At 58.6% G+C, this 23,422-nt stretch carries 25 protein-coding genes and 1 tRNA gene; 11 read left to right on the plus strand and 15 right to left on the minus strand.

The features are described 5' to 3' along the window. Nucleotides 1-70: 70 nt before the first annotated feature. From G494_RS0112500 to malQ, 5 genes are all read right to left on the minus strand, one after another. Nucleotides 71-313, minus strand: a complete 243-nt coding sequence (locus tag G494_RS0112500) for a hypothetical protein (protein WP_028584815.1) — start codon at nt 311-313, stop codon at nt 71-73. A gap of 31 nt (nt 314-344) precedes the next feature. Continuing rightward, nucleotides 345-959: a PEP-CTERM sorting domain-containing protein gene (locus G494_RS0112505; RefSeq protein WP_028584816.1), complete on the minus strand. Its 615-nt coding sequence runs from the start codon at nt 957-959 to the stop codon at nt 345-347. 740 nt (nt 960-1,699) lie between these two features. Then, nucleotides 1,700-1,775 (minus strand) — tRNA-Glu (locus G494_RS0112510). 81 nt (nt 1,776-1,856) lie between these two features. Then, a complete protein-coding gene (locus G494_RS0112515; protein WP_028584817.1) occupies nt 1,857-2,435 on the minus strand; it encodes a flavodoxin family protein in 579 nt (192 codons plus the stop codon). Continuing rightward, nucleotides 2,432-3,997 (minus strand): 4-alpha-glucanotransferase, encoded by a 1,566-nt coding sequence (gene malQ / locus G494_RS0112520; protein ID WP_051305660.1) that lies wholly within the window; start codon nt 3,995-3,997, stop codon nt 2,432-2,434. Before malQ ends, G494_RS0112515 begins: the two co-directional genes overlap by 4 nt. A gap of 209 nt (nt 3,998-4,206) precedes the next feature. Between malQ and G494_RS0112525 the strand changes: the two genes are divergently transcribed. From G494_RS0112525 to G494_RS23300, 9 genes are all read left to right on the plus strand, one after another. Next, the gene (locus G494_RS0112525; RefSeq protein ID WP_028584819.1) at nt 4,207-5,526 is read left to right on the plus strand and encodes a sigma-70 family RNA polymerase sigma factor; all 1,320 of its coding nucleotides are present in this window, start codon (nt 4,207-4,209) and stop codon (nt 5,524-5,526) included. A 102-nt stretch (nt 5,527-5,628) separates the two neighbouring features. Further along, nucleotides 5,629-6,723, plus strand: coding sequence for an aminofutalosine synthase MqnE (mqnE, locus tag G494_RS0112530; RefSeq protein WP_028584820.1), 1,095 nt, complete (start codon nt 5,629-5,631; stop codon nt 6,721-6,723). Nucleotides 6,724-6,725: 2 nt separating this feature from the next. Further along, nucleotides 6,726-7,790 (plus strand): cyclic dehypoxanthinyl futalosine synthase, encoded by a 1,065-nt coding sequence (gene mqnC / locus G494_RS0112535; RefSeq protein WP_028584821.1) that lies wholly within the window; start codon nt 6,726-6,728, stop codon nt 7,788-7,790. A 15-nt stretch (nt 7,791-7,805) separates the two neighbouring features. Further along, a complete protein-coding gene (locus G494_RS23295) occupies nt 7,806-9,056 on the plus strand; it encodes an amidohydrolase family protein (protein WP_051305661.1) in 1,251 nt (416 codons plus the stop codon). Nucleotides 9,057-9,069: 13 nt separating this feature from the next. After that, nucleotides 9,070-9,894 carry a menaquinone biosynthesis protein gene (locus tag G494_RS0112545; RefSeq protein ID WP_028584822.1) on the plus strand — a complete coding sequence of 275 codons (825 nt, stop codon included), beginning with the start codon at nt 9,070-9,072 and terminating at the stop codon, nt 9,892-9,894. 47 nt (nt 9,895-9,941) lie between these two features. Next, nucleotides 9,942-10,652, plus strand: coding sequence for a class I SAM-dependent methyltransferase (locus G494_RS0112550; protein WP_232362547.1), 711 nt, complete (start codon nt 9,942-9,944; stop codon nt 10,650-10,652). Nucleotide 10,653: 1 nt separating this feature from the next. Next, complete coding sequence (locus tag G494_RS0112555; protein ID WP_028584824.1) at nt 10,654-11,223, plus strand: UbiX family flavin prenyltransferase; 570 nt, start codon at nt 10,654-10,656, stop codon at nt 11,221-11,223. Then, nucleotides 11,223-12,080 carry a UbiA-like polyprenyltransferase gene (locus G494_RS0112560; RefSeq protein ID WP_028584825.1) on the plus strand — a complete coding sequence of 286 codons (858 nt, stop codon included), beginning with the start codon at nt 11,223-11,225 and terminating at the stop codon, nt 12,078-12,080. The genes G494_RS0112555 and G494_RS0112560 overlap by 1 nt, the downstream gene beginning before the upstream one ends. 275 nt (nt 12,081-12,355) lie before the next feature. Further along, on the plus strand, nt 12,356-13,081 hold the full coding sequence (locus G494_RS23300; RefSeq protein WP_161629989.1) for a DUF3108 domain-containing protein: 726 nt from the start codon (nt 12,356-12,358) through the stop codon (nt 13,079-13,081). Between the two features lie 18 nt (nt 13,082-13,099). On the opposite strand, the gene G494_RS0112570 is transcribed toward G494_RS23300, so the two are convergent. Further along, complete coding sequence (locus G494_RS0112570; RefSeq protein WP_028584826.1) at nt 13,100-13,498, minus strand: Hsp20/alpha crystallin family protein; 399 nt, start codon at nt 13,496-13,498, stop codon at nt 13,100-13,102. An 11-nt stretch (nt 13,499-13,509) separates the two neighbouring features. Further along, nucleotides 13,510-13,968 (minus strand): Hsp20/alpha crystallin family protein, encoded by a 459-nt coding sequence (locus G494_RS0112575; protein ID WP_028584827.1) that lies wholly within the window; start codon nt 13,966-13,968, stop codon nt 13,510-13,512. A gap of 210 nt (nt 13,969-14,178) precedes the next feature. Between G494_RS0112575 and G494_RS0112580 the strand changes: the two genes are divergently transcribed. Next, on the plus strand, nt 14,179-15,069 hold the full coding sequence (locus tag G494_RS0112580; RefSeq protein ID WP_028584828.1) for a phosphoribosylaminoimidazolesuccinocarboxamide synthase: 891 nt from the start codon (nt 14,179-14,181) through the stop codon (nt 15,067-15,069). A gap of 146 nt (nt 15,070-15,215) precedes the next feature. Here G494_RS0112580 and G494_RS0112585 read toward each other — a convergent pair whose 3' ends face one another. The 8 genes from G494_RS0112585 to G494_RS0112620 all read right to left on the minus strand — a co-directional run bounded on the left by G494_RS0112585 (nt 15,216) and on the right by G494_RS0112620 (nt 20,372). Then, nucleotides 15,216-15,452, minus strand: a complete 237-nt coding sequence (locus tag G494_RS0112585; protein WP_051305663.1) for an RNA-binding S4 domain-containing protein — start codon at nt 15,450-15,452, stop codon at nt 15,216-15,218. Nucleotides 15,453-15,476: 24 nt separating this feature from the next. After that, nucleotides 15,477-15,971: a deoxycytidylate deaminase gene (locus tag G494_RS0112590; protein ID WP_028584830.1), complete on the minus strand. Its 495-nt coding sequence runs from the start codon at nt 15,969-15,971 to the stop codon at nt 15,477-15,479. Between the two features lies 1 nt (nt 15,972). Next, nucleotides 15,973-16,824, minus strand: a complete 852-nt coding sequence (locus G494_RS0112595; RefSeq protein ID WP_232362548.1) for an alpha/beta hydrolase — start codon at nt 16,822-16,824, stop codon at nt 15,973-15,975. A 200-nt stretch (nt 16,825-17,024) separates the two neighbouring features. Further along, nucleotides 17,025-17,768 carry a TerC family protein gene (locus G494_RS0112600; protein WP_028584832.1) on the minus strand — a complete coding sequence of 248 codons (744 nt, stop codon included), beginning with the start codon at nt 17,766-17,768 and terminating at the stop codon, nt 17,025-17,027. A gap of 108 nt (nt 17,769-17,876) precedes the next feature. After that, the gene (locus tag G494_RS23305) at nt 17,877-18,107 is read right to left on the minus strand and encodes a hypothetical protein (RefSeq protein ID WP_035246401.1); all 231 of its coding nucleotides are present in this window, start codon (nt 18,105-18,107) and stop codon (nt 17,877-17,879) included. Then, nucleotides 18,104-18,961 (minus strand): pyruvate, phosphate dikinase/phosphoenolpyruvate synthase regulator, encoded by an 858-nt coding sequence (gene ppsR / locus G494_RS23310; protein WP_051305664.1) that lies wholly within the window; start codon nt 18,959-18,961, stop codon nt 18,104-18,106. The genes G494_RS23305 and ppsR overlap by 4 nt, the downstream gene beginning before the upstream one ends. Nucleotides 18,962-19,012: 51 nt before the next feature. After that, on the minus strand, nt 19,013-19,273 hold the full coding sequence (locus G494_RS0112615; protein WP_028584833.1) for a hypothetical protein: 261 nt from the start codon (nt 19,271-19,273) through the stop codon (nt 19,013-19,015). Nucleotides 19,274-19,325: 52 nt separating this feature from the next. Then, the gene (locus G494_RS0112620) at nt 19,326-20,372 is read right to left on the minus strand and encodes an NAD(P)/FAD-dependent oxidoreductase (RefSeq protein WP_028584834.1); all 1,047 of its coding nucleotides are present in this window, start codon (nt 20,370-20,372) and stop codon (nt 19,326-19,328) included. Between the two features lie 380 nt (nt 20,373-20,752). On the opposite strand from G494_RS0112620, the gene pepN reads away from it, so the two are divergent. Further along, nucleotides 20,753-23,410, plus strand: coding sequence for an aminopeptidase N (pepN, locus tag G494_RS0112625; protein WP_028584835.1), 2,658 nt, complete (start codon nt 20,753-20,755; stop codon nt 23,408-23,410). The last annotated feature ends 12 nt before the right edge of the window (nt 23,411-23,422 follow it).

Here is a 23,422-nt window from a genome sequence, read left to right on the forward strand (position 1 = left end):
CTCGCAAACTTGTTCTTTTGGAATGGTAAGACAGAAGCTTGGATGAGAAAAGCATGCCAAGGCAAATTGGTTAGATTCTGAAGGACCACAAGAAATAACTCGTCCGAAATGAAGAAATCAGGTTGCGCAAACAGCTGAATGCGGATGCTCTTTTTTCACCATGCATGGTGGGTTCAGCAACTTCGGGGATCATCGTTCCGGCAAAGTACAGCATACCCTTGCCGATGCTCTCGCCTCCGGTTTTGCCATGTTTTAACTCAAGCCCCCACCTCTCTCTGGATGTGGTAGAAATCGACAAGACCGCCTCGATCATGGCGGTCTTGTCGATACCTGAAAGTGCGGGATTAACGCCTCCGTCTGCGACTTAGAGCGGCAAGGCCGACCGTGCCCAGGCCAAATAGAAGCGTGGTGGTTGGTTCAGGGACCGGTGCTGTTTTGATGGTGAAACTGACACCATTATTATAAAAATGACAATCAGGGTCAAAGCCCAAACCGACATTACCGTCTGCCAGATAGCTGTTAAGGAGAGCAACTTCAGTTGCAGAGAAGGAGTAGCTGATATCTTGTGAAGTGGCAGGAAGATTTTGCCAACGATTGAGTGTTTGCCGGTCCATCGATAGGGATGCAAAATAATTTGATGAATTATGGCTATCCCTTCCTTGGTATACCCCGGAGCTGGCGCTGTCTAAGAGCACCAGATAGAGACTGTTGATCTCAGTTTTCCAATTTCGGATATTGTCAAAAAATACAGAGGCTCCGGTGATTACTTCCCCTTCAGGTATGTTCCAGTCGACTCCCCAGGTGTAGTAGTTGGCGTGGGCTAAGTCATGTAGATCATCCGGGTCACCTGAGCCATCATTTGGGTGTAAGGTGATGGTCGCTGCAAGGCAGTTGTGGGTGTTGACTGCCAAAAGTGTGAGCATGAAAAAGGCCAGTAACAGTGATCTCGATTTGGTCAATTTTTCCTCCTGATTATAGTGTGTTGGAATAAATACTTCCACCTGGCGGACAAGATGTCCGCCAGGTGAAAGACATCGTTAGCTGCTGAGGTGGGCAATAATATCCCTGGTTCTAATATCTCCTTTTTGGCCTGGTCTGGTTGGCCAAAGTTAATAAATTGATAATAAACGGTTAAGTTGTGCTGAACTGTAGTGTTGGGACGCTAAACGGTGTTTTTTTTGGGTCAGAAGCTGCTCGCTGGTGAGCAGCGCAAGGGGATGGGGATTAAGCTCGGTTTAGCTCATGCCCTTGCCTCAGTCCGCTACCCTGCTCGTAACTTGTTGATGAAGGCATAACCAGTGCTCAGAAGAGTGCAGGGATCGCTCCAGGCCCTTGTGGGGCCATCACTTTTTTTCTGGGTTGTCCGGTATCACCCTGTGCCGCGCTGCGATTTTTTTCTTTTAAATCAAGTAGATAATTTTGACTGGGGGTACTTTTACCATCTAGGATTAGCTATGGCAATAAGAGTTTCCCCTATTCGAGGAATAATAGGTTAGGGGGAGAATGATCTTTGGAGTGGTTTCCTGAACAGGGCGGAACGATGGTTCCCTGATCTTGTTTCTGTTTTGGAGGTGCAGAGGCAATACTGTCGGCAGGAGCGACTGTTGATAGGGAGGTTCAGGACCTGGGGGGAAGGCGGGCTTGCGGGCAAAAAAAAAGGCACCTGACGAAGAATCGTTAGGTGCCTTGAATATGCTGATGGTGACCCCAAGGGGACTCGAACCCCTGTTGCCGGCGTGAGAGGCCGGAGTCCTAGGCCACTAGACGATGGGGCCATCAGGAAAGTGGCGTGAAGGTAAATGATCGGGCTGGCTTTGTCAAGCTGATTTTAAGGGGTCGCAGGCTTTTTTATGTTTTTAGGAGTTGGGAGCGGGCTGACAGATGGTTCGGCCCAGCTCCCTGGCCCGCTCAAGTTCCTCGGGGTGCTTGAGGATAGCGCCAAGTTGGTCCACGTCGCGCACCAGCAGTTCGTCGCAGTAGCTGCAGCCCATGGCATCCAGGGCGTAGCGGGCTGTCAGGCGAACCCCGTCAAAAACCTTTTTGCCGCTGGTCCCGGCTACACTGACCAGGTACCCCCTGTGCTCCTCGGTGCCCTTGGGGGTGCCCAGCAGGTATTTGCGGCTCCACAGGACCTGACAGCGGTCGATAAAGGCCTTGGCCTGGGCCGTGACCCCGTAGAAGTAGACCGGTGAGCCGATAATTATCCGCCGGCATTGGGGAATGAGGTGATAGAGTTCCTCCATGTCGTCCTTGAAGATGCATTGGCCGTGCTGCTCGCAGTGACCGCAGTTGATGCAGGGATGGATCTGGAGGCTGGGCAGATCGATGAGTCGAAAGTCACAGCCCGCCTCCCTGAGGCCCCTGCCGAGCTCTTCCAGGAGGAGCTCGGTGTTGCCGCCCTTTCTGGGGCTGCCGTTGAGGATAAGGACCTTCATGGCTGTTCCAGCTCCTGGAATTTCCCCGGGGTGCGGGCAAAGAAGGCGGTCAGCTCCTGCAGCCAGTCGGCGAGGGCAGGGGTGATGAAGCGTGCGGCACAGCGCCACTGCCAGTTGCCGGCCACGGTCCCAGGGGTGTTGGTGCGGCAGTCGTTGCCAAAACCCAGGATATCCTGCATGGGGATGATCGCCAGGTTGGCCACCGAAGAGTAGGCCAGGTGGATCATGTCCCGATGAAAGGTGCCGGCGTGACTGTCCGGGTGGTTGGCGTAGCGCTTGGCCCGCTCCTTGTCCGCTGCCGTTACCTTCGGGCTGAGCAGCCAGCCCACAGAGGTGTCGTTGTCGTGGGTGCCGGTGTAGATCACGCAGTTACTCTCCAGGTTATGGGGCAGGTAGGTGTTCTGCGGGGAACCGTCAAAGGCAAAGAGGAGGATCTTCATTCCCGGGTAGCCCAGGGCCTCCCTGAGTTCGTTGACCTCCGGGGTGATGATGCCCAGGTCCTCGGCGATGATGTTCATGGGGCCCAGCCGTCGTGTCATCTCGGTGAAGAAGGGCAGGCCCGGACCTTTGACCCACCTGCCGTTGATGGCCGTGGACTCCTCGGCTGGTACGGACCAGTAGGATTCAAAGCCGCGGAAATGATCGATTCGAACCGCGTCGGTCAGGGCAAGGTTGTGGCGCAGCCGCGCCTCCCACCAGTTGAGGAGTGCCTCTTCGACGCCGTTCTCTGTGTCCTTCCAGCGATAGATGGGGTTGCCCCAGAGCTGGCCGGTGGCGCTGAAATAGTCGGGCGGTACTCCAGCCACCCTGGTGGGGAGGCAGGTTTCAGGATCAAGCTGGAAAAGCTCCTGGTTGGCCCAGACATCGGCGCTGTCCCCGGCAACATAGATGGGCAGGTCGCCGATGATATGGATTTTTTTCTTACGGGCATAGCGGTGGAGCTTCTCCCACTGGCTGTAAAAAAGAAACTGTTCAAAGGTGAAGTAGGCGATCTCGTTGGCCAGTTCCAGGCGGGCGCGGGCAAGGGCCGTCTTTCTGAATTGACAGATCTCTTCCGGCCAGCTGGTCCAGGGTGCGTGGTTGTATCGTTCCTTCAGGGCCTGGAACAGGGCATAGTCAGCGACCCAGGGCTGTTTTCGGGAGAAATTTTCCAGGGTGCCGTTGGGGTTGTTGGCGGTGAACTTCTGCCAGGCAATGCTGAGCAGTTCGGTCTTATATTCGGCAGCCCGCTGGTAGTCTACCTGGTAGGGTGAAAAATCCTGGTATTGGAGCTCGCCCTCGCTGAGCAGGCCCTGCTTGAGCAGGCCGTCGATGCTGATCAGCAGCGGGTTGCCGGCAAAGGCGGAAGGGCTCATGTAGGGAGAGTTGGCAAAGGCCGGTTCCGTTGGGCCCAGGGGAAGAATCTGCCAGTTCTGCTGACCGCTGCGGTGGAGGAAATCGATAAAGTCACAGGCGGTTTGGCCGATGTCGCCGATGCCGTGGGGGCTGGGCAGACTGAAGACGGGAAGCAGAATACCACTTGATTTTTGCTGTGGGGTAATTATTGGTGCTGTTGTACGCATGGACTGTATCCGGAAAGGGTGAACCGTAATTGAGCTGATGGCCTGTTTCGATCATACCCTGAAATTGACCAGGGTTCATCTAAATGTGTAAAAATGCGTTTCCAGCATAAGGGACCTTGACTTTTGTCAAAGAGTATATTAATTTGAAATGTTCTTTGTGCTTTTTACGTAAACTATTTTGAACAGACCGCCGTGGAGGGAAGACGCAGGTGCTTGCAGGGATCAAAAATGACCTTCTTGAAGCTGGTAAGGATGAGGGGTGTATCACCTTTCAGCATCTCAATGAATTACTTCCTGAACAGATTAAAGACCCGGGGGCGATAGAGGAACTGTTCGATTTTTTAGGGGCCAACAATATTGAGATTGTTACCCAGGAAGAGTCGGGCAAGAAAAAAACACTGTCCGGTGAAGAGTGGACCGGGAAAAAGGACAGCGAAGATGAGGCCGCAACAGACTCCCTGCCCGACAGCGAGGAGCATGAGTCTGAAGAAACCACCACCACCTATCTGCGGGAGATGGGGCAGTTCGATTTACTGACCCCGGAAGAGGAAGCCAAGTATTCCAAAACCATCCGCGAAGGCTTTGACGCCATCATCGCCGCTGTCCGCATCGATGAGTCTGACACCAAAGAGATCCAGATGCTGGTTGAACGGATCGATCTCTGGCAACGACGCGACCCCACCTTGAAGCCAAAAAAACAGCAGCTCAACTATATGCGCCGCTGTGTCAATATCGCCAGCCGCAATTACCCGGAAAAGCGCGATCTCTTTGCGCTCAATACCAAGATTGAGGCCTACAACCGCTCCATTGAGGTGGCCAAGGATCACATGATCCGCGCCAACCTGCGCTTGGTGGTCTCCATTGCCAAACGCTACATGCACCAGGGGCTCACCCTGGCGGATCTGATCCAGGAGGGAAATCTGGGCCTGATGCGGGCGGTGTTTCGGTTTGACTATAAGAAGGGCAACAAGTTTTCCACCTATGCCTCCTGGTGGATCCGTCAGGCCATAACCCGGGCCATACTGGACAAGACCCGTACCATCCGGCTGCCGGTGCATTTTCTGGAGTTGCGGAGTCAGTTTTTCAAGGCCTTCTACTCCCTGCTCAAGGAGTTGGGACGCGAGCCGACTCCGGTTGAGATCTCCAAGATGACGGATCTGCCCATGGATAAGATCCTGGCGATCCTGGAGGCTTCACGAGAGCCCATTTCCCTGGAGACCCCGGTGGGTGATGATGACTCCACCCTGGGAGATTTCCTGGAGAATCAGGAGTCCGAGTCCCCCTATGACGCGGTCCAGAACAGAGAACTGGCCCACCGGGTCACCGAGGTGCTCTCCACCCTGACAGAGCGTGAAGAGAAGATCATCAGGCTTCGCTTCGGTATCGGAGAGAAGGCCGAGTATACCCTGGAGGAGATCGGTAAACGGTTCAACGTCTCCAGGGAACGAATCCGACAGATTGAAAAGAAGGCGTTGAACAGACTTCGACACTCCAGCCGAAGGGAAAAATTACGCTACTTTCTCGACTAAGCCGGACCACATGAGATACAATAGCAAGCCCCTTGTGATCAAGGGGCTTCTTTTTTTTGAACCTTGACTTATGTATGATGGCTGCCCCATCAAGGATATCACATGGAAGGCTATATTAAAAACGCTGGATTAGGGAGCATTCTTGAAAAAGTTCGTGATCAAGAACGATTAAGCCTGGAAGACGGCAGGAAACTCTACAACTGCCCGGATGTTCTCGCCCTGGGCTACCTCGCCAACATCGTGCGCGAGCGCAAGAACGCCAACGATGCCTACTTCATCTACAACCAGCACATCAACTACTCCAACATCTGTACCAACCTCTGTAAATTCTGCGCCTTTGGTCGGGAAAAGGGGGACGATCTCGCCTATGAGATGAGCGTCGATGACGTCCGCCAGAAGGTAAGGGAAAGATTGGATGAACCCATCACCGAGATCCACATGGTGGGGGGGATTCATCCTGACTTGCCCTTCTCCTACTATGTGGATATCGTCCGGGCCATCAAGGAGGAGCGCCCTGGGGTGCATGTCCAGGCCTTTACCTGTGTGGAGATTCATCACCTGGCCGGCCTGGCCGGTATGTCCGTGGGCGAGACCCTGGAGGTCCTCAAGGATGCGGGACTCGGTTCCCTGCCCGGGGGCGGGGCCGAGGTCTTTAATCCCCGGATCCGCGAATTGACCTGTGAACGCAAGTTGTCCGGCGAAGGCTGGCTGGAGGTGGCCCGTACTGCCCACGAGCATGGCCTCCGCACCAATGCCACCATGCTCTACGGTCATATCGAGACCATAGACGAACGGCTGGAGCACCTGGATGCCCTCCGCCGTACCCAGGACGAGAGCGGCGGATTTCTCGCCTTTATTCCCCTGGCCTTTCATCCCAAGAACACGGCCATGTCGGAACACAGCAATACCACCGGCATCAATGACCTGAAGAATATAGCGGTCAGTCGCCTGATGCTGGACAACTTCCCCCATATCAAGGCCTACTGGGTGATGATCGGACCTAAGCTGGCCCAGATCGCCCTCTCCTTTGGTGCCGATGACATGGACGGTACGGTCAAGGAGGAGGTGATCACCCACATGGCCGGTGCCGAGACCTCCCAGGCCCTGGGGCATAAGACCCTGATCCGCCTGATCCAGGAGGCCGGCCGGGTCCCCATCGAGCGGGACACCCTCTACAACGTTCTGGAAACCTTTTAACCATGTTAGCCTCTACGATCAAACGCGTCCAGGCAGGGGAGCGGCTTAGCGACCAGGAGTATCTGCTCCTGGAGCGGGAGGCCGACCTGCACCAGCTCGGCGTCCTGGCCAACACCATCCGTCGGCGGCTGCATCCCGAGCCCATGGTCACCTATGTGGTGGATCGCAATATCAACTACACCGACATCTGTGTCTCGGCCTGTAAGTTCTGTGCCTTTTTCAAGGGGCCCGAAGAGGAGGGCGGCCAGCTGCTCTCCTTTGCAGAACTCAGGGATAAGATCAGGGAGACCCAGGAACTGGGCGGGACCCAGGTCCTGCTCCAGGGCGGACTCCACCCGGACAAGCCCCTGGAGTACTACGAGGAGATGCTCCGAACCATGAAGGCCACCGGCATCCATGTCCACGGCTTCTCGCCTCCGGAGATCTTTCACTTTGCCCAGCTCTCGGATCTGCCCATTTCCAAGGTGATCCGGCGGCTGATGGCGGCCGGGCTTGATTCCATTCCAGGAGGCGGGGCCGAGATCCTCTCGGATCGGGTCCGTACTGAGCTGGCGCCCAAGAAGTGCACGGCTGATCAGTGGCTCGAGGTCATGGAGTGCGCCCATGGCCTGGGGCTGCGGACCACGGCCACCATGATGTTCGGCCATATCGAGACCGTGGAGGAGCGCTTGGAACACCTGCGCCGCCTGCGCGATCTCCAGGATCGCACCAGCGGCTTCACCGCCTTCATCCCCTGGTCCTTTCAACCGGACAACACCCCCCTGGCTGCAGCCCGGAAGATCGATAAGGTCTCCTCCTTCCAGTACCTCCGCAACCTGGCCCTTTCCCGGATCTACCTGGATAACTTTGCCAACATCCAGGCCTCCTGGGTCACCCAGGGGCCCAAGGTGGCTCAGTTGTCCCTCTTTTTCGGAGCCAATGACTTCGGCTCCACCATGATCGAGGAAAACGTGGTGGCAGCGGCCGGGGTGCGTTTCCGGCTCTCCGAGGGGGAGATCAGGCGTCTGGTCAGCGATGCCGGTTTTGCCCCCAGGCAGCGGCTGATGGATTACTCCCTGGTCGAATAGTTCTGCGAGCCTGTGATGTCGCCGGTTACCATCCATCAGGCCCCCTGGGTCTTCCCCGTGGGCAGCCCTCCCCTTGAGCAGGCAGGGCTTGCCATCCGGGACGGGAAGATCCTTGCGCTTGGAGCCGAGGAGTCCCTCAGGGCAGCCTACCCGGCAGCGGCTCTGGTGGCCCATCCCCAGTCCGTCTTGACCCCGGCCCTGGTCAATGCCCATATTCACCTGGAGCTCTCCCACCTGGGGGAACTCTCTGCAGGTGAGGTGTTGCCGTCCTCCTTTACCGCCTGGGTCAGCTCCCTGATCCGCCTGCGTGATCGGGTGGGAGCCACCGGAGCTGCGGTGGAAGAGGCCGCTGCTGCCACCGTCCTGCAGCAGTATGCCTCGGGCGTCAGTGTGCTGGCTGATATCGGCAACACCGGTGTCGGTCAGGCAACGGTCCCTGCCTTTAACGGCAGGCTCTATCCCTTTAAGGAGTACCTGGGCTTCAGCAGCCGTGGCCTGGACCATAATCTGGCCAGGCTCGAGCAGGAGCCGGCCCAGGTCTCCTGTTCTGCCCATGCCGTCTACTCCACCCATGCAGATCTGCTCAAGGCCCTGAAGACCAGGGCCGCTCACAAGGGTGAGATCCTCCCGATCCATGTGGCTGAACCGTTGGCCGAGATCGAGATGATTCGCCGGGGCAGGGGAGAGATGGTGGAATTTCTGAGCCGGCGCGGCTTCTGGGAACCGGTCTTTCCCCAGCAGCAGCCGGATCCGGCCCAGGGGACGATCGCCTATCTCCATGGCCTCGGCCTGCTGGATAGCGAGACCCTCTGTGTCCACGCGGTCCATGTCGAGGCCGAGGAGATCAAGCTGCTCGTCGAGAGCGGCGCCAAGGTCTGCCTCTGCCCGGGCAGCAACCGTTTTCTCCAGGTCGGTCAGGCCCCGGTGGGCGCCTACCTTGAGGCAGGCCTGCTGCCGGCCCTTGGTACCGACAGTGTTGCCAGTAACCCTGAGCTCTCCCTCTGGCGGGAGATGCAGCTGCTCCATCAGGATCACCCTGCGCTCGATCCCCTGGATATCTTTGCCATGGCCACCCTGGGCGGTGCCCAGGCCCTGGGACTGGAGGATCGACTGGGCACCCTGGCGCCCGGATGTGAGGCGGATATCCTGGCCGTTCCCCTGCCCGCAGCCCTGGCCGGCGGCAAGGCTGCGGGCACTCCGGCAGAGGTGGCCCGTTATCTGGTGAGTGGCGGCAGCAGCATCTGTCCTGTGCGTATATACAATTAAAGGAGTACCTTCCATGGCCCGTATAGGTATGGTCAACTACATTAACACCGCTCCAATCTATGAGATCTGGAAAGAACTCGACTGTCCGGCCGATTGGAATATCGTTGAGGGGCATCCCCGGGTGCTCAACAAGATGCTCGCCGCTGATCAGATTGATATGGGCTTTGTCTCTTCCTACGAGTACGCAGCCCGGCCCGAGCGCTACCAGATCCTGGGAGACCTCTCCATCAGTGCCACCGGGCCGGTGGGCAGTGTGCTGCTCTTCTCCAGTCTCCCCCCAGAAGAGCTCGATAAGGAGGAGATCCTCCTCACCGGCCAGTCCGACACCTCGGTCTGCCTGGTACGGATCATCCTGGAAGAGTTTTATCGGGTCAAGCCCCGCTACCGGGTGGGAGATGCCTATGGGGCCGGTGACCAGGAGGCCCCGGCAGCTGCCGTGCTGGCCATCGGTGACGACGCCCTCAGGCTGAGGATTGAAGACCGCTATCCCTTTCAACTGGATCTCTCCGACCTCTGGCATCAGCGGACCGGTTTGCCCTTTGTCTTTTCGGTCTGCGCCATTCGTCAGGATTTTATCGATGCCTCCCCCGGGGTGGCGCGTGCCATCCGGGAGCGCTTCATCGACTGCCGTATCCAGGGGGGCCGGAGGATGGCTGAAATCTGTGATCGGGTGGCCCGGCGCATCCCCATGGACTGCACCATGTGCTCGGAGTACCTCAACGGTATCGAGCACGACCTGGGGGACGGCAAACGCCGGGGCCTGGAGCTCTTCTTTGAGCTGCTGATCAACCGTAAGGAGGCCTCTCCTGCTGCCCTGCCGCTTAAGATATTTGAATAAAATAACAGCAAACTTCAACTAGATAGAGTGATACCTTCATGGAAAACATGAGCACCCCTGCTGTGAAGAAAAAGTTTGTCCGGGAGAAGTTTTCCTCCATCAGTAACCGTTATGATCTGCTCAACTCGCTGTTGTCCTTTCAGATCGACCGCTACTGGCGCTGGAAGACCACCAGGCTGCTCAGCGAGTTCCCCCAGGGTGCTGTACTCGACCTCTGTGCCGGAACCCTGCCCCTCTCCCTGGAGTTGGCCCGCCAGGCCCCGCAGCGTCGGGTGCTCTCCATCGATTTCTGCGAAGACATGCTCCGGGCCGGTAAAGAGAGTCTACCCCGTGATCAGCGGCGGCAGCGCATCTTCCCGGTCTGCGGGGACGGCGAAGAGATTCCCGCTCCAAGCAACTCGGTCTGGGGCTGTACCGTGGCCTTTGGGGTGCGTAACCTGGCGCAGACCCTCAAGGGCCTGCAGGAGATGCACCGGGTGATCAAACCCGGCGGCAAGTTGCTGATCCTGGAGTTTTCCCGGCCCACCAATCCCCTGGTCAAGCCGGTCTACTCCCTCTACCTCAACAAGATCCTGCCCGCGGTGGCCGGCTTGGTCTCCGGCGACAAGGAGGCCTACGAGTACCTGGCGTCCTCCATTGCCGCCTTTTACGAACCTGCGGAGCTGCTCTCCATGATGCGTGAGGCAGGCTTTGACCAGGTGGAGCGGAAACCGCTCACCTTTGGGATCGTTTCCATCTATATGGGGATAAAGAGCTGAGATGGCGCCAACGAAACGGATCATTCTCGGAATCACCGGGGCAACGGGCATGCTCTATGTGCCGAGCCTGCTTCAGCTGCTGGCCAGTCAGCAGGTCGAAACCCACGGAATCATCTCCACGGCAGGCCGGCAGGTGCTCCACTACGAGTTGGGGTTGAGCCCTGATGAGCTGAACGGGGTTGGCAAGTGGTTCAAGGAGGATAACATTGCCGCAGCACCGGCCTCTGGCTCGGCCCGCTACGATGCCATGGTGGTCCTGCCCTGTACCATGGGCAGCCTTGCCGCTATTGCCGGCGGCTTCTGCGGCAACCTGATCCACCGGGCAGCCGATGTTACCCTCAAGGAGCGACGCCCCCTGATCCTGGCCGTGCGGGAAACTCCGTTGAACCGAACCCATCTCAAGAATATGCTCCGGGTGCACGATGCCGGGGCAACCGTCTGTCCGCCCATGCCGGGTTTTTACAATCAACCAAAGGATTTTAAGGCCATGGCCATCAACTATGCCGGTCGGATCTGTGACCTGCTCGGTCTCAGCGACCACCAGGGCAGCCGCTGGCAGGGGGTAGAGTGATGCTTGCGAAAGTCAGACACCTGCTGGAGATGATCAAGTTCAAGCATACGCTCTTTGCCATGCCCTTTGCCCTGATCGGTGCATTTCTCGCCGATCGCGGTATTCCAGGCCCCTGGACCTTTGTCTGGGTGGTGCTGGCCATGGTGGGCGCACGGACCGCTGCCATGGGCTATAATCGGATCGCCGACCGCCGCTTTGATGCGGCCAACCCCCGCACCGTGGGGCGGGCACTGCCTGCAGGTCTGGTCTCGCTGGCAGAGACCTGGGGCATGGTCCTGGCCTCGGCCCTGCTCTTCTTTGTGGCCTGCTACATGCTCAATCCCCTGGCCCTGCTGATCGCTCCCCTGGCCCTGGGGCTGACCCTGTTCTACTCCCTGACCAAGCGCTTCACCTGGCTCTGTCATCTTATCCTCGGGGTGGCCCTGGCCTTTTCTCCCCTGGGAGGCTGGGTGGCGGTGGCCGGGAGTCTGGAGGGCTACCCCTGGGTGCTTTCCCTGGGGGTGATCTTCTGGGTGGCAGGTTTTGACTGTATCTATGCCTGTCTCGATGCCGACTTTGACCGTTCAGCCGGGCTCCATTCCATGCCGGCGGTGTTTGGCCGGATCACCAGCTTTCGGATCGCGGTCGGCTTTCACCTGCTGGCCTTTGTCTTTTTCACCTTGACCGGCATCCAGGCCGGGCTTAACCTTTTTTACTATCTCGGGCTGCTGCTCACAGGGGTCGCCCTCTTTTATCAACATCTCATCGTCAGCCCCAGGGATCTTTCCCGGATTCAGATGTCCTTCTTTTCGATGAACGGCTTGATCGCCCTTACCCTGTTTATTGCCACATGGCTATCACTTGCAACCTCAGGATAAGGCAGCTCTGCCGGCAGCTTCTCGCTTGCCTGCCCTTCGTTTTCTGTCTGCTTCCGGCCGCCTCACCGGCCGTTGAGCCGATCCCATGTCCAGCCGCTGCATGGCTCGGCGCGCAGTTCGGCAAACCACGAGCCGACTTGGTCAGCCAACCGAGATCCCAACCAATCCCCGGTCCCCTCGGCGGTCTGAACACAACACCTGCCTCCCCAGCCCTTGTCCAGGAGGCTGGCCGGGCACCAGGCGAACTTCAGGCCGCGGACCTCAGTCAGGCGGCCATGGACACGGTTTTTTCCGGTCTGGAGCGGCTCCATTTCGCCATAACCTGGAGCGGGGGGGTCAAGATCGGGGACATGTATCTGGAGGTGCGTGCCGAGGAGCAGGGGGGCTATTCCATTGAGGCCAGGATCACCGACTATGGGCTGTTTGCGCTCTTCTATCCGGTGGACGACACCTTCACCACCCTGGTGCAGGGGCCGCTGAAACTACCCTTGCGCTACCAGGTCCACCAGAAAGAGGGCTGGGGGAGCGAGACCAGAAGGCTCAGTCGCTACGACCAGCAGGGGCGGCTGGTGAGCTATCGCAAGAACGAGGAGCCCGAACAATCTTTTCAGCTGGCAGGGAAGGTCTATAACGAGTTTGCCGCCTTCTTCATCAGTCGGGTGCTCGATTATCACCAGAACCCAACCCTGGTCCCGGCCTTTGTCGATAAGCAGCGCCATCAGGTCCAGGTACGGATGCTTTCGCGGGAGCCCCGCAAATCCATCTTCGGGGAGGTGGAAACCCTCAAGATTCAACCATCCCTGAAGTTCAAGGGGCTCTATGACAAGGATGGGGACACCACCTACTGGCTCAGCGCCGACCGCTGCCGGATACCGGTGGAGATCGATTCCAAGATTGTGGTCGGTCGCCTGACCGCGCTGCTGGTCGACTACGAGAACCCTGCCTGCGACCTACCCGCCTACCAGCAAGGCTCGGAACCGGTGGAAGGTTCCGAGCGATAGCTGTTGGGGCAGGAGTGATCAACCAACCTTGACGGTTATCTTCTTGGGCTGCGCCGGAATCAGCTTGGGCAGAATCACCTGGAGGACCCCGTTGGTGAGGGAGGCCTCGATCTTGTCCTGATCAATGCTCTCGGCCACGCTGAAACGACGGACATAGTGACCATGCTCATACTCCTCCAGCAAGATCCTGCCCGCAGGACGTTCAGCGCTCATGGTGGCGTGGATGGTCAGGACATTGTCGTCTAAAGAGAGCTCCACCTGTTCCTGGCGTACTCCGGGGATATCCGCAATCACGGTGACCGCCTTGGGGGTTTCAAAGATATCCACCATGGGGGAGTAGTAGGTTTCGTTCTTGGTGGATTCCTGCTCGGCCACTGCCTGGGTCTTGGGGGATGCCTTTATCTCCTGACTGGTCATGGCAATGCTCCTTATGCAGAGAGGATCTGGATCTTTTTCGGGGTAGCCGGGGCGGCCTTACGCAGGATAATGGTCAGAATACCGTCGACCAGCCGGGCAGAGAGGTGGTGCGGATCGATCTTGGCCGGCAGGTTGATGGCCCGGCTGAAGCTGCCGGATTCGATTTCCCGCCGATGATAGGCGCAGGGCCCCTCCTGTTTAACGGCTGCCCGTGCGCCCTGGATGGTGAGGGTGTCTCCCTCTACAGAGAGGTCCAGTTCTTCACTGGAGATCCCGGGAAGCTCCGCAGTGATGACCAGTTGATCGCTCTGTTCGTAGATATTCAGGGCTGGAAAGACGTTGGCGCGCTGCTGGAACCGGCCTTTTTCGGTGCAGGATTTGGTGAGTTCATCCATTCCCCGGCGAATGCGTTCAAATTCAGCCCAGGGGTTACGACAGGGGGGGCGTTCCGTGAACCTGATTAATGGCATCTATGCCTCCTTGATCCGTGATCGGTTTTTCTTTTAATGGGTAAAATAAGTTGCTATGTTCTCTTGTCAAGGAACGGGTCAGGGCCTGTGCCAGGCAAAGATGCGCCGCTGTCCGGTTGAGGAGTGAGCCGGGAGCGAGAGCCGGACCCAGCCTCTGACCAGCCTGTTCTATTCACCCTATGACCCATATCTATAGAAAGGAGTTTGTAAATGAGTCGTTCTATCGTGACCACCGACTGCCCGGAGTTGAACCTGCTGCACCGTGGTAAGGTACGGGATATGTACGAGATACCCGGGCATCCGGATAAGTTGTTGATGGTCGCCACTGACCGGATTTCGGCCTATGATGTGGTCATGGCCGAGGCTATTCCGGAAAAGGGCAAGGTCCTGACCCAGATCTCCCTGTTCTGGTTCGACTACCTGGCGGACATTGTCCCCAATCATCTCTTGAGCGCCGATGTGGATCAGTTTCCCGAGATATGTCACCAGTACCGTGATCAACTCGAGGGGCGCTCCATGCTGGTCAAGCGAACCGAGGTGGTGCCCATCGAGTGCATCGTCCGGGGCTATATCTCCGGTTCCTTCTGGAAGGCCTACCAGCAGGACACCACGGTCTGCGGCTTTGTCCTGCCCCAGGGAATGCAGGAGTCAGGCCCCTTTCCCCAGACCCTCTTCACCCCCTCCACCAAGGCGGAGCAGGGGCTCCACGACGAGAATATCTCGCTGGAGCAGATGAAGTCCATCGTGGGGCCGGAACTTGCCGAGAAGATGGCGGAGATCAGTGTGCGGCTCTACGAGAAGGCGGCTGAGTATGCCAGGGGCAGGGGGATCATCATCGCCGACACCAAGTTTGAGCTGGGGATCCAGGGGGATGAGCTGATCCTGATCGATGAGGTCCTGACCCCGGATTCTTCCCGGTTCTGGCCCCAGGACGAGTATACCCCGGGCAAGGGTCAGCCCAGCTTTGACAAGCAGTTCCTGCGGGATTATCTCTCCTCCCTGGACTGGGATAAGCAGCCGCCCGCACCAACACTGCCCAGCGAGATTCTGGAGAAAACCGCTGAGCGTTATCTGGAGGCCCAGCGCAAGCTGACCAGCTGAGCCTCGCCTCTCCCGCCTGCCATGCCCGGAGGGCCGATCGAACTGCAGCCGCAGGCCGGCCGGCTCTCCGGCAGCCTTTACCCTACCCTATCCGGTCCCGGTCAGCGGTCGATGTTCGTTCTGCTCCGGGGCAGGACCGAACAGGCTTACTCCTGGATTACCTCCAGGGTCTCGCCGTTGCAGCTCACCCGATCGCCGGCAACGATCTTTTTTCGTTTCCTGGTTTCCACCTCGCCGTTGACCTCCACCAGTCCTTCACCGATGATAAATTTGGCCTCTCCGCCGCTGGCCGCCAGGTTCTCCCGTTTGAGCAGTTTAAAGAGTTCAATATAGGGGGTGGAGATGGTGGTCTGCTCCACCGGCTGTTGCTTGCTATCTTCCATGGGACCTCGTGATGCCTCTCGCGTTTATTGCCGGTTAAAATCGAGCAGAATGGAATCCCGTTCCGGGATAAAGCGTCGATAGTGGGTGTTTGACTTTTCCAACATCAGTTTGGAGGCCTGGACCGACTCGGTGGCACTGTACTTGTCGGACATGTAGATGATCTCCCGGATGCCGGACTGGATGATCACCTTGGTACACTCGTTACAGGGAAACAGGGCCACGTAGAGCCGACAGTCGCGCAGGTCGCGGGTAATGGAGTTGAGCACGGCATTGAGTTCGGCGTGGCAGACGTAGGGATACTTGGTATCCAGATAGTTGCCTTCCCTGGCCCAGGGCAGCTCGTCATCGGAACAGCCCCAGGGGAAACCGTTATAGCCTACCCCCACGATCTTGTTCTGGGGGTTGGCCACACAGGCACCCACCTGGGTGGAGGGGTCCTTGGAGCGCAGGCCCGAGAGCAGGGCCACGGCCATGAAGTACTCGTCCCAGGAGAGGTAGCCGCTTCGTTTTTGGCTCATCTTAGCGGCCGGCCCGGTTCTGCTGCTCTCTGTACTGTTTCCGTCGCTCGCGCCAGTCCGGCACCGCGCCGATGGTCTTATCGATGAACTTCCTAATGGTCTGGAAGTAGAGCAGCCCGCCTATGGCGATCAGGGAGTTGTGGTCTGCTCCGGGGACCATCTGCAGCTCCTTGGCCTTGGCTCCGGCCAGGGAGTGGAGTTTCTCGGCCTGCCAGACCGGAATGAGCTGATCGAGCTGACCATGGAGCATGAAGATGGGCTTCTCAAACTGCTCGATCTTGCCGCCGTTATTGAAGGTCTGCTCTTCGCTGATATCGAGCCGGGCCAGGTCCATCCCCAGGGTCTGGGCCAGGGGCAGGGTATGGGCAAAGCCGGATTCAATGATCATACCGGCAAGTTCCTCGCTGTGGTTGACCCCCACCTCGATGGCGCAGGCGCTGCCCAGGGAGCGGCCCATGACAAAGATTTCACCGGAGTAGCCCTCGCTGCTCAACCAGCTGCGGAGCTGCTCAAAGGTCTGGTTGCAGTCGCTGAGCAGGGTGCTGACCAGCGGTACACCGTCGCTCCAGCCGTAGCCGCGGTAGTCGGCAACGGCAAAGTTGATCCCCTGTTGCTGGTACATTGGTCCGATTTCATCGTAATCGCTGACAATTTCTCCGTTGCCATGAAAGAAGATGATGGTGGGCGCGCTCTTGGAGACCGTAAAGATCCGGCAACCGATCTTCAGTTCCGGTTCCAGGGTAACATCTACATCCACGGCCTGTTCCGGCGGGGTATTGCGGGCAACGGTGCGTGGGAAGAAGAGCAGTTGAGTGAATTCAGGGGCGTCCATGAGGCTTGCTGTGTCAGACACGGTATTCTCCAGGTTGTTATTCTCTTGTTGGCATCCCGGCAGGAGGCTGCAGCTGATGAGGGCGCAGACCAGGATAGCGCTGCTCCAGACGACAGAATGGCGCGGTTCAGGCTGCATGGCTACCGGTAAACTGGGGCATCATAATTGATTCGTTCCCTTTGGTCAATTCAAGCGGCAGACCAAAGGGGGAGTGGCGTCCTTTATTGTTTGATCTGCTTGTGCAGCTTGACCGGCCGGACCTGTCTCTTGCGCATCCGGATATTGAGCATCTCCACGCCCACGGAAAAGGCCATGGCAAAGTAGATGTAGCCCTTGGGTACATGGACATCGAAGCCTTCGACGATCAGGGTCACCCCCACCAGCAGGAGGAAGGAGAGGGCCAGGATCTTGATGGTGGGGTGGGAGTCGACAAAGGCGCCGATACTCTTGGCAGCCAGCAGCATCACCCCCACGGCAATGACAATGGCGATGGCCATGATCGAGACATGGCTGGCCAGGCCCACGGCAGTGATCACCGAATCCAGGGAAAAGACCACATCCAGGAGGGCAATCTGGACCAGCATGGCACCCAGGGTGGCCTTGACCGGACCGACGGCATCTTCCGTTGCGCCCTCAAGACTGCTATGGATCTCATGGGTGGCCTTGAAGAGGAGGAAGAGGCCGCCGCCAACCAGGATCAGGTCGCGACCGGAGATGGCCTGATCCAGGACCGTAAACCAGGGTGCGGTCAGGCCCATGACCCAGGCAATGGAAAAGAGCAGGGCCAGCCTGGTGAGCATGGCCAGGCCGAGGCCGACCTGGCGGGCAATGTTCCGCTGGGCCTCGGGCAGTTTGTTGACCAGGATGGTTATGAAGATGATATTGTCGATACCCAGGACAACTTCAAGGAGGGTAAGGGTGGCCAGGGCGATCCAGGCCTCCGGGCTGCTGATCCAGGGAAACATGGGCATTCCTTATGTTATGAGTTAGCGAAAGAGGTGTGGCTGAATGGGGAGGATTCGTATAGGGGCATTCCCGCTTAAAAGGTTGAGCTGCAACCTGAGCTCATGCTCTTATCTCTTTTTCTTTGCAACCAAAATGGCAACCAGCTTGGCGGCGATGAGCATCAGGGGCAGAGCGTGGTAGCAGAGGTCAAAGATGTCCAGGCTGCGGCTGAGTCGGCCCTGGACAAGAAGGCGTCCTTTTTCCAGCAGATGCGGTTCCGGGCTGAAGGGGGCCAGACCCAGAAACAGGGCAACGCCGATCAGCAGGGGCCAGGGCAGCCTGGTGAGCCAGCGGCTCATATCCTGCTCTTGGTGTTGGCCTGGGGCCGCAGCCGGGAGCCTCGCTGATGTTTCCTTTTCATGCCTACGGCCTGAACGGCCTGGACGGCGAGCTCCTCGATGGAGCGTCCCTCCACATTAATCATCTTGATGTTGTGGCGGAGGAACATCTGCCGGGCCTGTTGCAGCTCCCTGGTGCAGTTCTCCAGGCTGGCATAGCTGGAGCCTGGGTATCGTTTCTCCCTGATCTGGTGCAGGTAGCGGGGAGAGGCGGTCAGCCCTACCACCTGTCTGCGGTTTCGGACGATATCCGCGGGGAGCTGGTGCTGTTCGAGATGATCGGCAGTGAGGGGAAAGTTGGCGGCCTTGAGCTCCATGTGGGTGGCGAGATAGATACTCACCGGGGTCTTGCCGGTGCGGGAGACACCGACCAGGATGATCTCGGCCTTGTCATACTCCTTGGTCTTGGTGCCGTCGTCATGATCCAGGGAAAAGTGGATGGCGTCCACCCTTTTGTTCATCCTGGAGATGGTGAAGTGACGGGAGTAGCCTGGTTCCCGTCTGGCCCGTGACTGGAGTACGTCTTCCAGCTTTTCCAGGGTCTGGAGAAAGATGTCGAAATAGATCACCTGGGGACAGTCAAAGATATCTCTGGTCGGCTGGTCCATGATGGTGCAGAAGACCAGGGGGCGACTCTCCCTTGAGTTGGCGAGGATACGCTCCAGGGCAGCCCGGGCCTCATCCGGGGTGTGGATAAAGGGGATCTTTTCCTCTCGGAAACGGATATCCCGGAACTGAGCCAGCAGGGCTCGCCCCATATCTTCGGCCAGGATGGCTGTTGAACCGGAAATATAGTAGACGTTTTTAGTTTCCATGGCAGCTCCGGAATCGCGTCATCCAGTGGGTGGCCGGCGGTGCACGCGGGCTTACTTTTGTTTATGACAGAACAGGCAGCGGTACTTGGGCGGATGATCTGCAGGCAGGGGCATCTCACCGTCCTGGGCGTGGCACTGCTCGCACTGTCGTTCCGCCACCTTCTTTTTCATGGTCAGGAAGGCTCGATGGTCATCGTCATGGGGCAGGGGGGCGGTGGTTTCAGGCGGGGCCAGGTAGAGAAAGAGGAAGATGCCGCCGCAAACCGCCAGGAAGAGCAGGTTATAGATCAGGGTCAGGTTTTTTTTTTGCATAGTCACCGGCTCACTGGCTGAGCTTTCGGGAAAGAGTGGGACAGCTGATCCCCTAATCTGCCATTTCCAGCATTCGAAAATCAAGCACTTTTATGCGCAGGAGCAGGACCAGGAGGTTCATCAGCAGGCCGCACAGCCGCGGGGTTCTGCCGGCCCAGGCAATGACCCTGTGGTGGCGGTGCTGTTTGCGGATCATCCGGGTCAGCTCGTCTGCCGGATAGGTTTTATCCAGAATTAAGCGGGCCACGGCCCTGCCAGAGACGATGGCGGGATAGATCCCCTCGCCGGTGAGGCCCGAAGCCAGGCCTGCGGCCTCTCCCACCAGCCAGCGGTTAGCAAAGTGGTGGCCCTGGTAGTCGTAGTTGACCAGCCCGGCGCGGAGCTGCTCGGGGGGGATGGTGATCTGCTGTTGCCGGGCCCAGCTGATCAGGTTGGCCTTGAGCCGGGCCAGCGGCATGGCTGCCCGGTCCACATAGGCCCCGATGGAGAGGGTTCGGCCATGGGGGAAGATCCAGGCATAGCCGTGGCGGAACAGGGCGGGATTAAGGTGCCACTCCATCTGCTCCCGTACCAGGGGCAGGTTCGCGTTCAAGCCCACTCCCATTAAACGGCTGCTCAGACCGAGGGAGCGTCGGACCAGGGAGTTGGCCCCGTCAGCGCCGATCAGTTGGCGAAAGCCGATGGTGCAGGTCTCCTGCTCTCCGGTACGGGCAAGCAGGTGGTCGGCTGCAATGGAGCGTACCCTGGTCCCGGCAAGGAGTCGGGCGCCTGCAGCCTCTGCCTCGGCCGCCATCCATTGGCCCAATTCCCGACGGTCGACCGTGGCGATGATGGGCTGATCAGCACGTACCTGGGCATGTTGCTCCGGGGTGCGGATATGCTGGCAGGGAAAGGCCTGCTGGATCAGCTGTTCAGGTACATGCTGGAGCAGGCCGCTCCAGGTGATGCCTCCGGCGCAGACCTTGGGGCCGATTTCGGCCTTGCGTTCAAGCAGGAGCACCTCCCTGCCTGCGCGGGCAAGCTCCTGGGCACAGGCAAGTCCGCCCGGGCCACCGCCAATGATCAGGATGTCGGTCTCTCTGTCCACTGAACCCACCATAATCCCTCTAAACGATCTCCATGGTCGCCGGCGAGGTTGATTAACTACTCGATTATCCTGGCGAAAAAGGTGCCTTTGGCCGCCCCGCTGCGTTCCATGCAGGAGACTTGCCTGCTCTAGCCCGGCTGCTTTCGCCGGGCCAGGCTGCTGTTCTTGGCCTACTGATAACAGATAGTTCCATACTAAGCATTGCCTTTTTTTTAAAAAATGAGCACTATTTAGCCTGCATCTTCGTCCCTGCTGAAACCTCAGCTCAGGCAGAGCCTTGAGAACGGGCTCTTTGCCTGTCCCTGCTTGGCCTTGAGGATGTCTTTTTACCCATGACCCGAGACTGAGTGCACCCCTGGGGACACCCTCTCTTTACCTTAGAGGATACTGCTATGACTGTGACCAAAAAAGAAATATTTTTAAAGGATTACACATCTCCCCCCTATCTGATCGAGAGCGTGGAGCTGCGGTTTGAGCTGGAAGAACATCAGACCCGGGTCCATTCCCGGCTCAACTGTAATGCCAACAACAGCCAGGGCTTGCCCCTGGAGCTCAACGGTGAGGAACTTGAACTCATGGCAGTGACCCTGGATGGGGAAGTTCTGGAGTCAGCGGCATATACCTTTGGAGACGGCCTCTTGACGATCCCCGGGGTGCCAGCAGGGGCCTTTACCCTGGAGGTGGAAACCCTGATCGATCCGGCCGCCAACACCGCCCTGGAGGGACTCTATCTCTCTTCCGGCAACTACTGCACCCAGTGTGAGGCCGAGGGCTTCCGCAGGATCACCTGTTTTCCGGACCGGCCCGATGTGATGGCCGTCTTTACCACCACCGTGATCGCTGACCCCGGCCGTTGTCCGGTGCTGCTCTCCAACGGTAACCTGGTGGACTCCGGCGAGCTTGCAGACGGCCGTCATTTTGCCACCTGGCACGACCCCTTTAAGAAGCCCTCCTACCTCTTTGCCCTGGTAGCCGGCGATCTGGTCTGTCTGGAGGATAGCTTCACCACCATCTCGGGCAGGAAGATCGAGCTGCGAATCTATGTGGAGCCCCGCAACCAGGAGAAGTGTGACCATGCCATGGCCTCCCTGAAGAAGGCCATGGCCTGGGATGAGGAGGTCTTTGGGCGGGAGTATGACCTGGACACCTACATGATCGTGGCAGTGGATGACTTTAACATGGGGGCCATGGAAAATAAGGGGCTCAACGTCTTTAACTCCAAGTATGTGCTGGCCACCCCGGAAACCGCCACCGATGCCGACTTCGACGGTATCGAGGGGGTCATTGCCCACGAGTATTTCCACAACTGGACCGGCAACCGGATCACCTGTCGGGACTGGTTTCAGCTCAGCCTCAAGGAGGGGTTGACCGTATTCAGGGACCAGGAGTTCAGTGCGGACATGAGCTCCAGGGCAGTAAAGCGGATCCAGGATGCCAACATCATCCGCTCTCTCCAGTTTCGTGAGGATGGCGGGCCCATGGCCCATCCGGTTCGACCTGCCTCCTTTGTGGAGATCAACAACTTTTATACCCTGACCGTCTATAATAAGGGTGCAGAGGTGATCCGGATGCTGCATACCCTCCTGGGCAGGGAGGGGTTTCGTCGGGGGATGGACCTCTACTTTGAGCGTCACGACGGTCAGGCCGTAACCTGCGATGATTTTGTCCAGGCCATGGCCGATGCCAATGAGGTTGACTTCCACCAGTTCAAACGCTGGTACAGTCAGGCCGGGACCCCTGTCCTTGAGGTGGTTCCCTGCTATGAGCCGGATCAGGGGCGCTACACCCTCCGGGTCAGCCAGTCCTGTCCGCCTACCCCTGAAGCCGGGGACAAGGAACCCTTTATAATGCCCCTGAAGGTAGGGCTGCTGGAGCCCGGCGGCCGGGTGCTCAGCCCGCGGCCGGAGAGCGGCGAGGTCGCGGATGAGAACGGCACGGTGGTGCTGCAACTGAAGGAGCAGGAACAGGAGTTCCTCTTCAGCGGTCTGGAGGAGGAGCCGGTGGTTTCTTTTCTACGCGGCTTTTCCGCACCGGTACGGGTCAAGCTGGAGCGCAGCCCCGAGGAGCAGGCCCTGTTGATGGCTGCCGATCCTGACCCCTTTAATCGTTGGGATGCCGGTCAGGAGCTGGGTCTTGGCTGTATCCTGGCCCAGCTTGAGCGTTACCTGCTGGGAGAGACCATTCAGCTCAACCCCATCCTGAGCCAGGGCATTCGTGCCCTGCTGGAAGACAGCAGCGGTGATCCGGCCCTGCTCGCCATGGCCATGAATCTGCCCTCCGAGCACTGGATCGGCCAGCAACTGGAACAGATCGATCCGGTGGCCGTTTTCACGGTCAGGCAAGGCTTGCGCTCCCTGATCGCCCGCCAGCTGGCCGCACCCCTGGAAGAACGCTACCTGAGTCTGGCCGGCAAGGGCGGCTACCGCTACTCGCCCGAGGAGACCGGCCGCAGGTCGCTGAGGAACAGTTGCCTGGGCTACCTGCTGAGTGTCGACCCAGGGGCGGAGAGCGGCTCTGAGCACCTGGAGCTGGGGATCAGCCAGTACCGGCAGGCCGATAACATGACCGATCGAATCGCGGCCCTCCAGGGGGTGGTGAACAGCGATCAGGCTGCCGGTGCCGAGCTGCTGGCAGATTTTCATGACCAGTGGCAGCATGATCCTCTGGTCATGGATAAGTGGCTGATGATCCAGGCCTGCTGCACCCTGCCCGGAACCCTGGAGCGGGTCCGGGAGCTGCTCGACCATCCGGTCTTCAGCCTCAAGAATCCCAACAAGGTCCGCTCACTGATCGGGGCCTTCTGCAGCATGAATCATGCCCAGTTCCATGGTGGTGATGGTCGGGGCTACGCCTTTTTGGGCGAGATGGTGCGCAGGTTGGATGCCATGAATCCCCAGATCGCCTCCAGGCTGGCCACTCCCCTGACCCAGTGGCGGCGCTATGATCAGGGGCGGCAGCAGCTGATGGAAGCACAGCTGCGGGGGCTGCAGCAGGAGGCCTCCCTGTCCGGCGATCTCCGGGAGATTGTCGAACGGTCCCTTAAGCTCTAACAGCGGTTTTTT

It is taken from the genome of Desulfogranum mediterraneum DSM 13871 (assembly GCF_000429965.1).
GTDB lineage: Bacteria > Desulfobacterota > Desulfobulbia > Desulfobulbales > Desulfobulbaceae > Desulfogranum > Desulfogranum mediterraneum.

Bases quoted from the DNA above. Each gene is read 5' to 3' on its own strand.
- G494_RS0112500 (WP_028584815.1), bottom strand. From the start codon at position 313: ATGATCGAGGCGGTCTTGTCGATTTCTACCACATCCAGAGAGAGGTGG.
- malQ (WP_051305660.1), bottom strand. From the start codon at position 3,997: ATGCGTACAACAGCACCAATAATTACCCCACAGCAAAAATCAAGTGGT.
- G494_RS0112590 (WP_028584830.1), bottom strand. From the start codon at position 15,971: ATGAGCCAAAAACGAAGCGGCTACCTCTCCTGGGACGAGTACTTCATG.
- G494_RS23305 (WP_035246401.1), bottom strand. From the start codon at position 18,107: ATGAGCCGCTGGCTCACCAGGCTGCCCTGGCCCCTGCTGATCGGCGTT.
- G494_RS0112515 (WP_028584817.1), bottom strand. From the start codon at position 2,435: ATGAAGGTCCTTATCCTCAACGGCAGCCCCAGAAAGGGCGGCAACACC.
- mqnE (WP_028584820.1), top strand. From the start codon at position 5,629: ATGGAAGGCTATATTAAAAACGCTGGATTAGGGAGCATTCTTGAAAAA.
- G494_RS0112560 (WP_028584825.1), top strand. From the start codon at position 11,223: ATGCTTGCGAAAGTCAGACACCTGCTGGAGATGATCAAGTTCAAGCAT.
- pepN (WP_028584835.1), top strand. From the start codon at position 20,753: ATGACTGTGACCAAAAAAGAAATATTTTTAAAGGATTACACATCTCCC.
- G494_RS23300 (WP_161629989.1), top strand. From the start codon at position 12,356: ATGGACACGGTTTTTTCCGGTCTGGAGCGGCTCCATTTCGCCATAACC.
- G494_RS23295 (WP_051305661.1), top strand. From the start codon at position 7,806: ATGTCGCCGGTTACCATCCATCAGGCCCCCTGGGTCTTCCCCGTGGGC.
- G494_RS0112620 (WP_028584834.1), bottom strand. From the start codon at position 20,372: ATGGTGGGTTCAGTGGACAGAGAGACCGACATCCTGATCATTGGCGGT.
- G494_RS0112575 (WP_028584827.1), bottom strand. From the start codon at position 13,968: ATGCCATTAATCAGGTTCACGGAACGCCCCCCCTGTCGTAACCCCTGG.
- G494_RS0112580 (WP_028584828.1), top strand. From the start codon at position 14,179: ATGAGTCGTTCTATCGTGACCACCGACTGCCCGGAGTTGAACCTGCTG.
- G494_RS0112570 (WP_028584826.1), bottom strand. From the start codon at position 13,498: ATGACCAGTCAGGAGATAAAGGCATCCCCCAAGACCCAGGCAGTGGCC.
- G494_RS0112615 (WP_028584833.1), bottom strand. From the start codon at position 19,273: ATGCAAAAAAAAAACCTGACCCTGATCTATAACCTGCTCTTCCTGGCG.
- G494_RS0112600 (WP_028584832.1), bottom strand. From the start codon at position 17,768: ATGTTTCCCTGGATCAGCAGCCCGGAGGCCTGGATCGCCCTGGCCACC.
- G494_RS0112555 (WP_028584824.1), top strand. From the start codon at position 10,654: ATGGCGCCAACGAAACGGATCATTCTCGGAATCACCGGGGCAACGGGC.
- G494_RS0112545 (WP_028584822.1), top strand. From the start codon at position 9,070: ATGGCCCGTATAGGTATGGTCAACTACATTAACACCGCTCCAATCTAT.
- mqnC (WP_028584821.1), top strand. From the start codon at position 6,726: ATGTTAGCCTCTACGATCAAACGCGTCCAGGCAGGGGAGCGGCTTAGC.
- G494_RS0112585 (WP_051305663.1), bottom strand. From the start codon at position 15,452: ATGGAAGATAGCAAGCAACAGCCGGTGGAGCAGACCACCATCTCCACC.
- ppsR (WP_051305664.1), bottom strand. From the start codon at position 18,961: ATGGAAACTAAAAACGTCTACTATATTTCCGGTTCAACAGCCATCCTG.
- G494_RS0112550 (WP_232362547.1), top strand. From the start codon at position 9,942: ATGAGCACCCCTGCTGTGAAGAAAAAGTTTGTCCGGGAGAAGTTTTCC.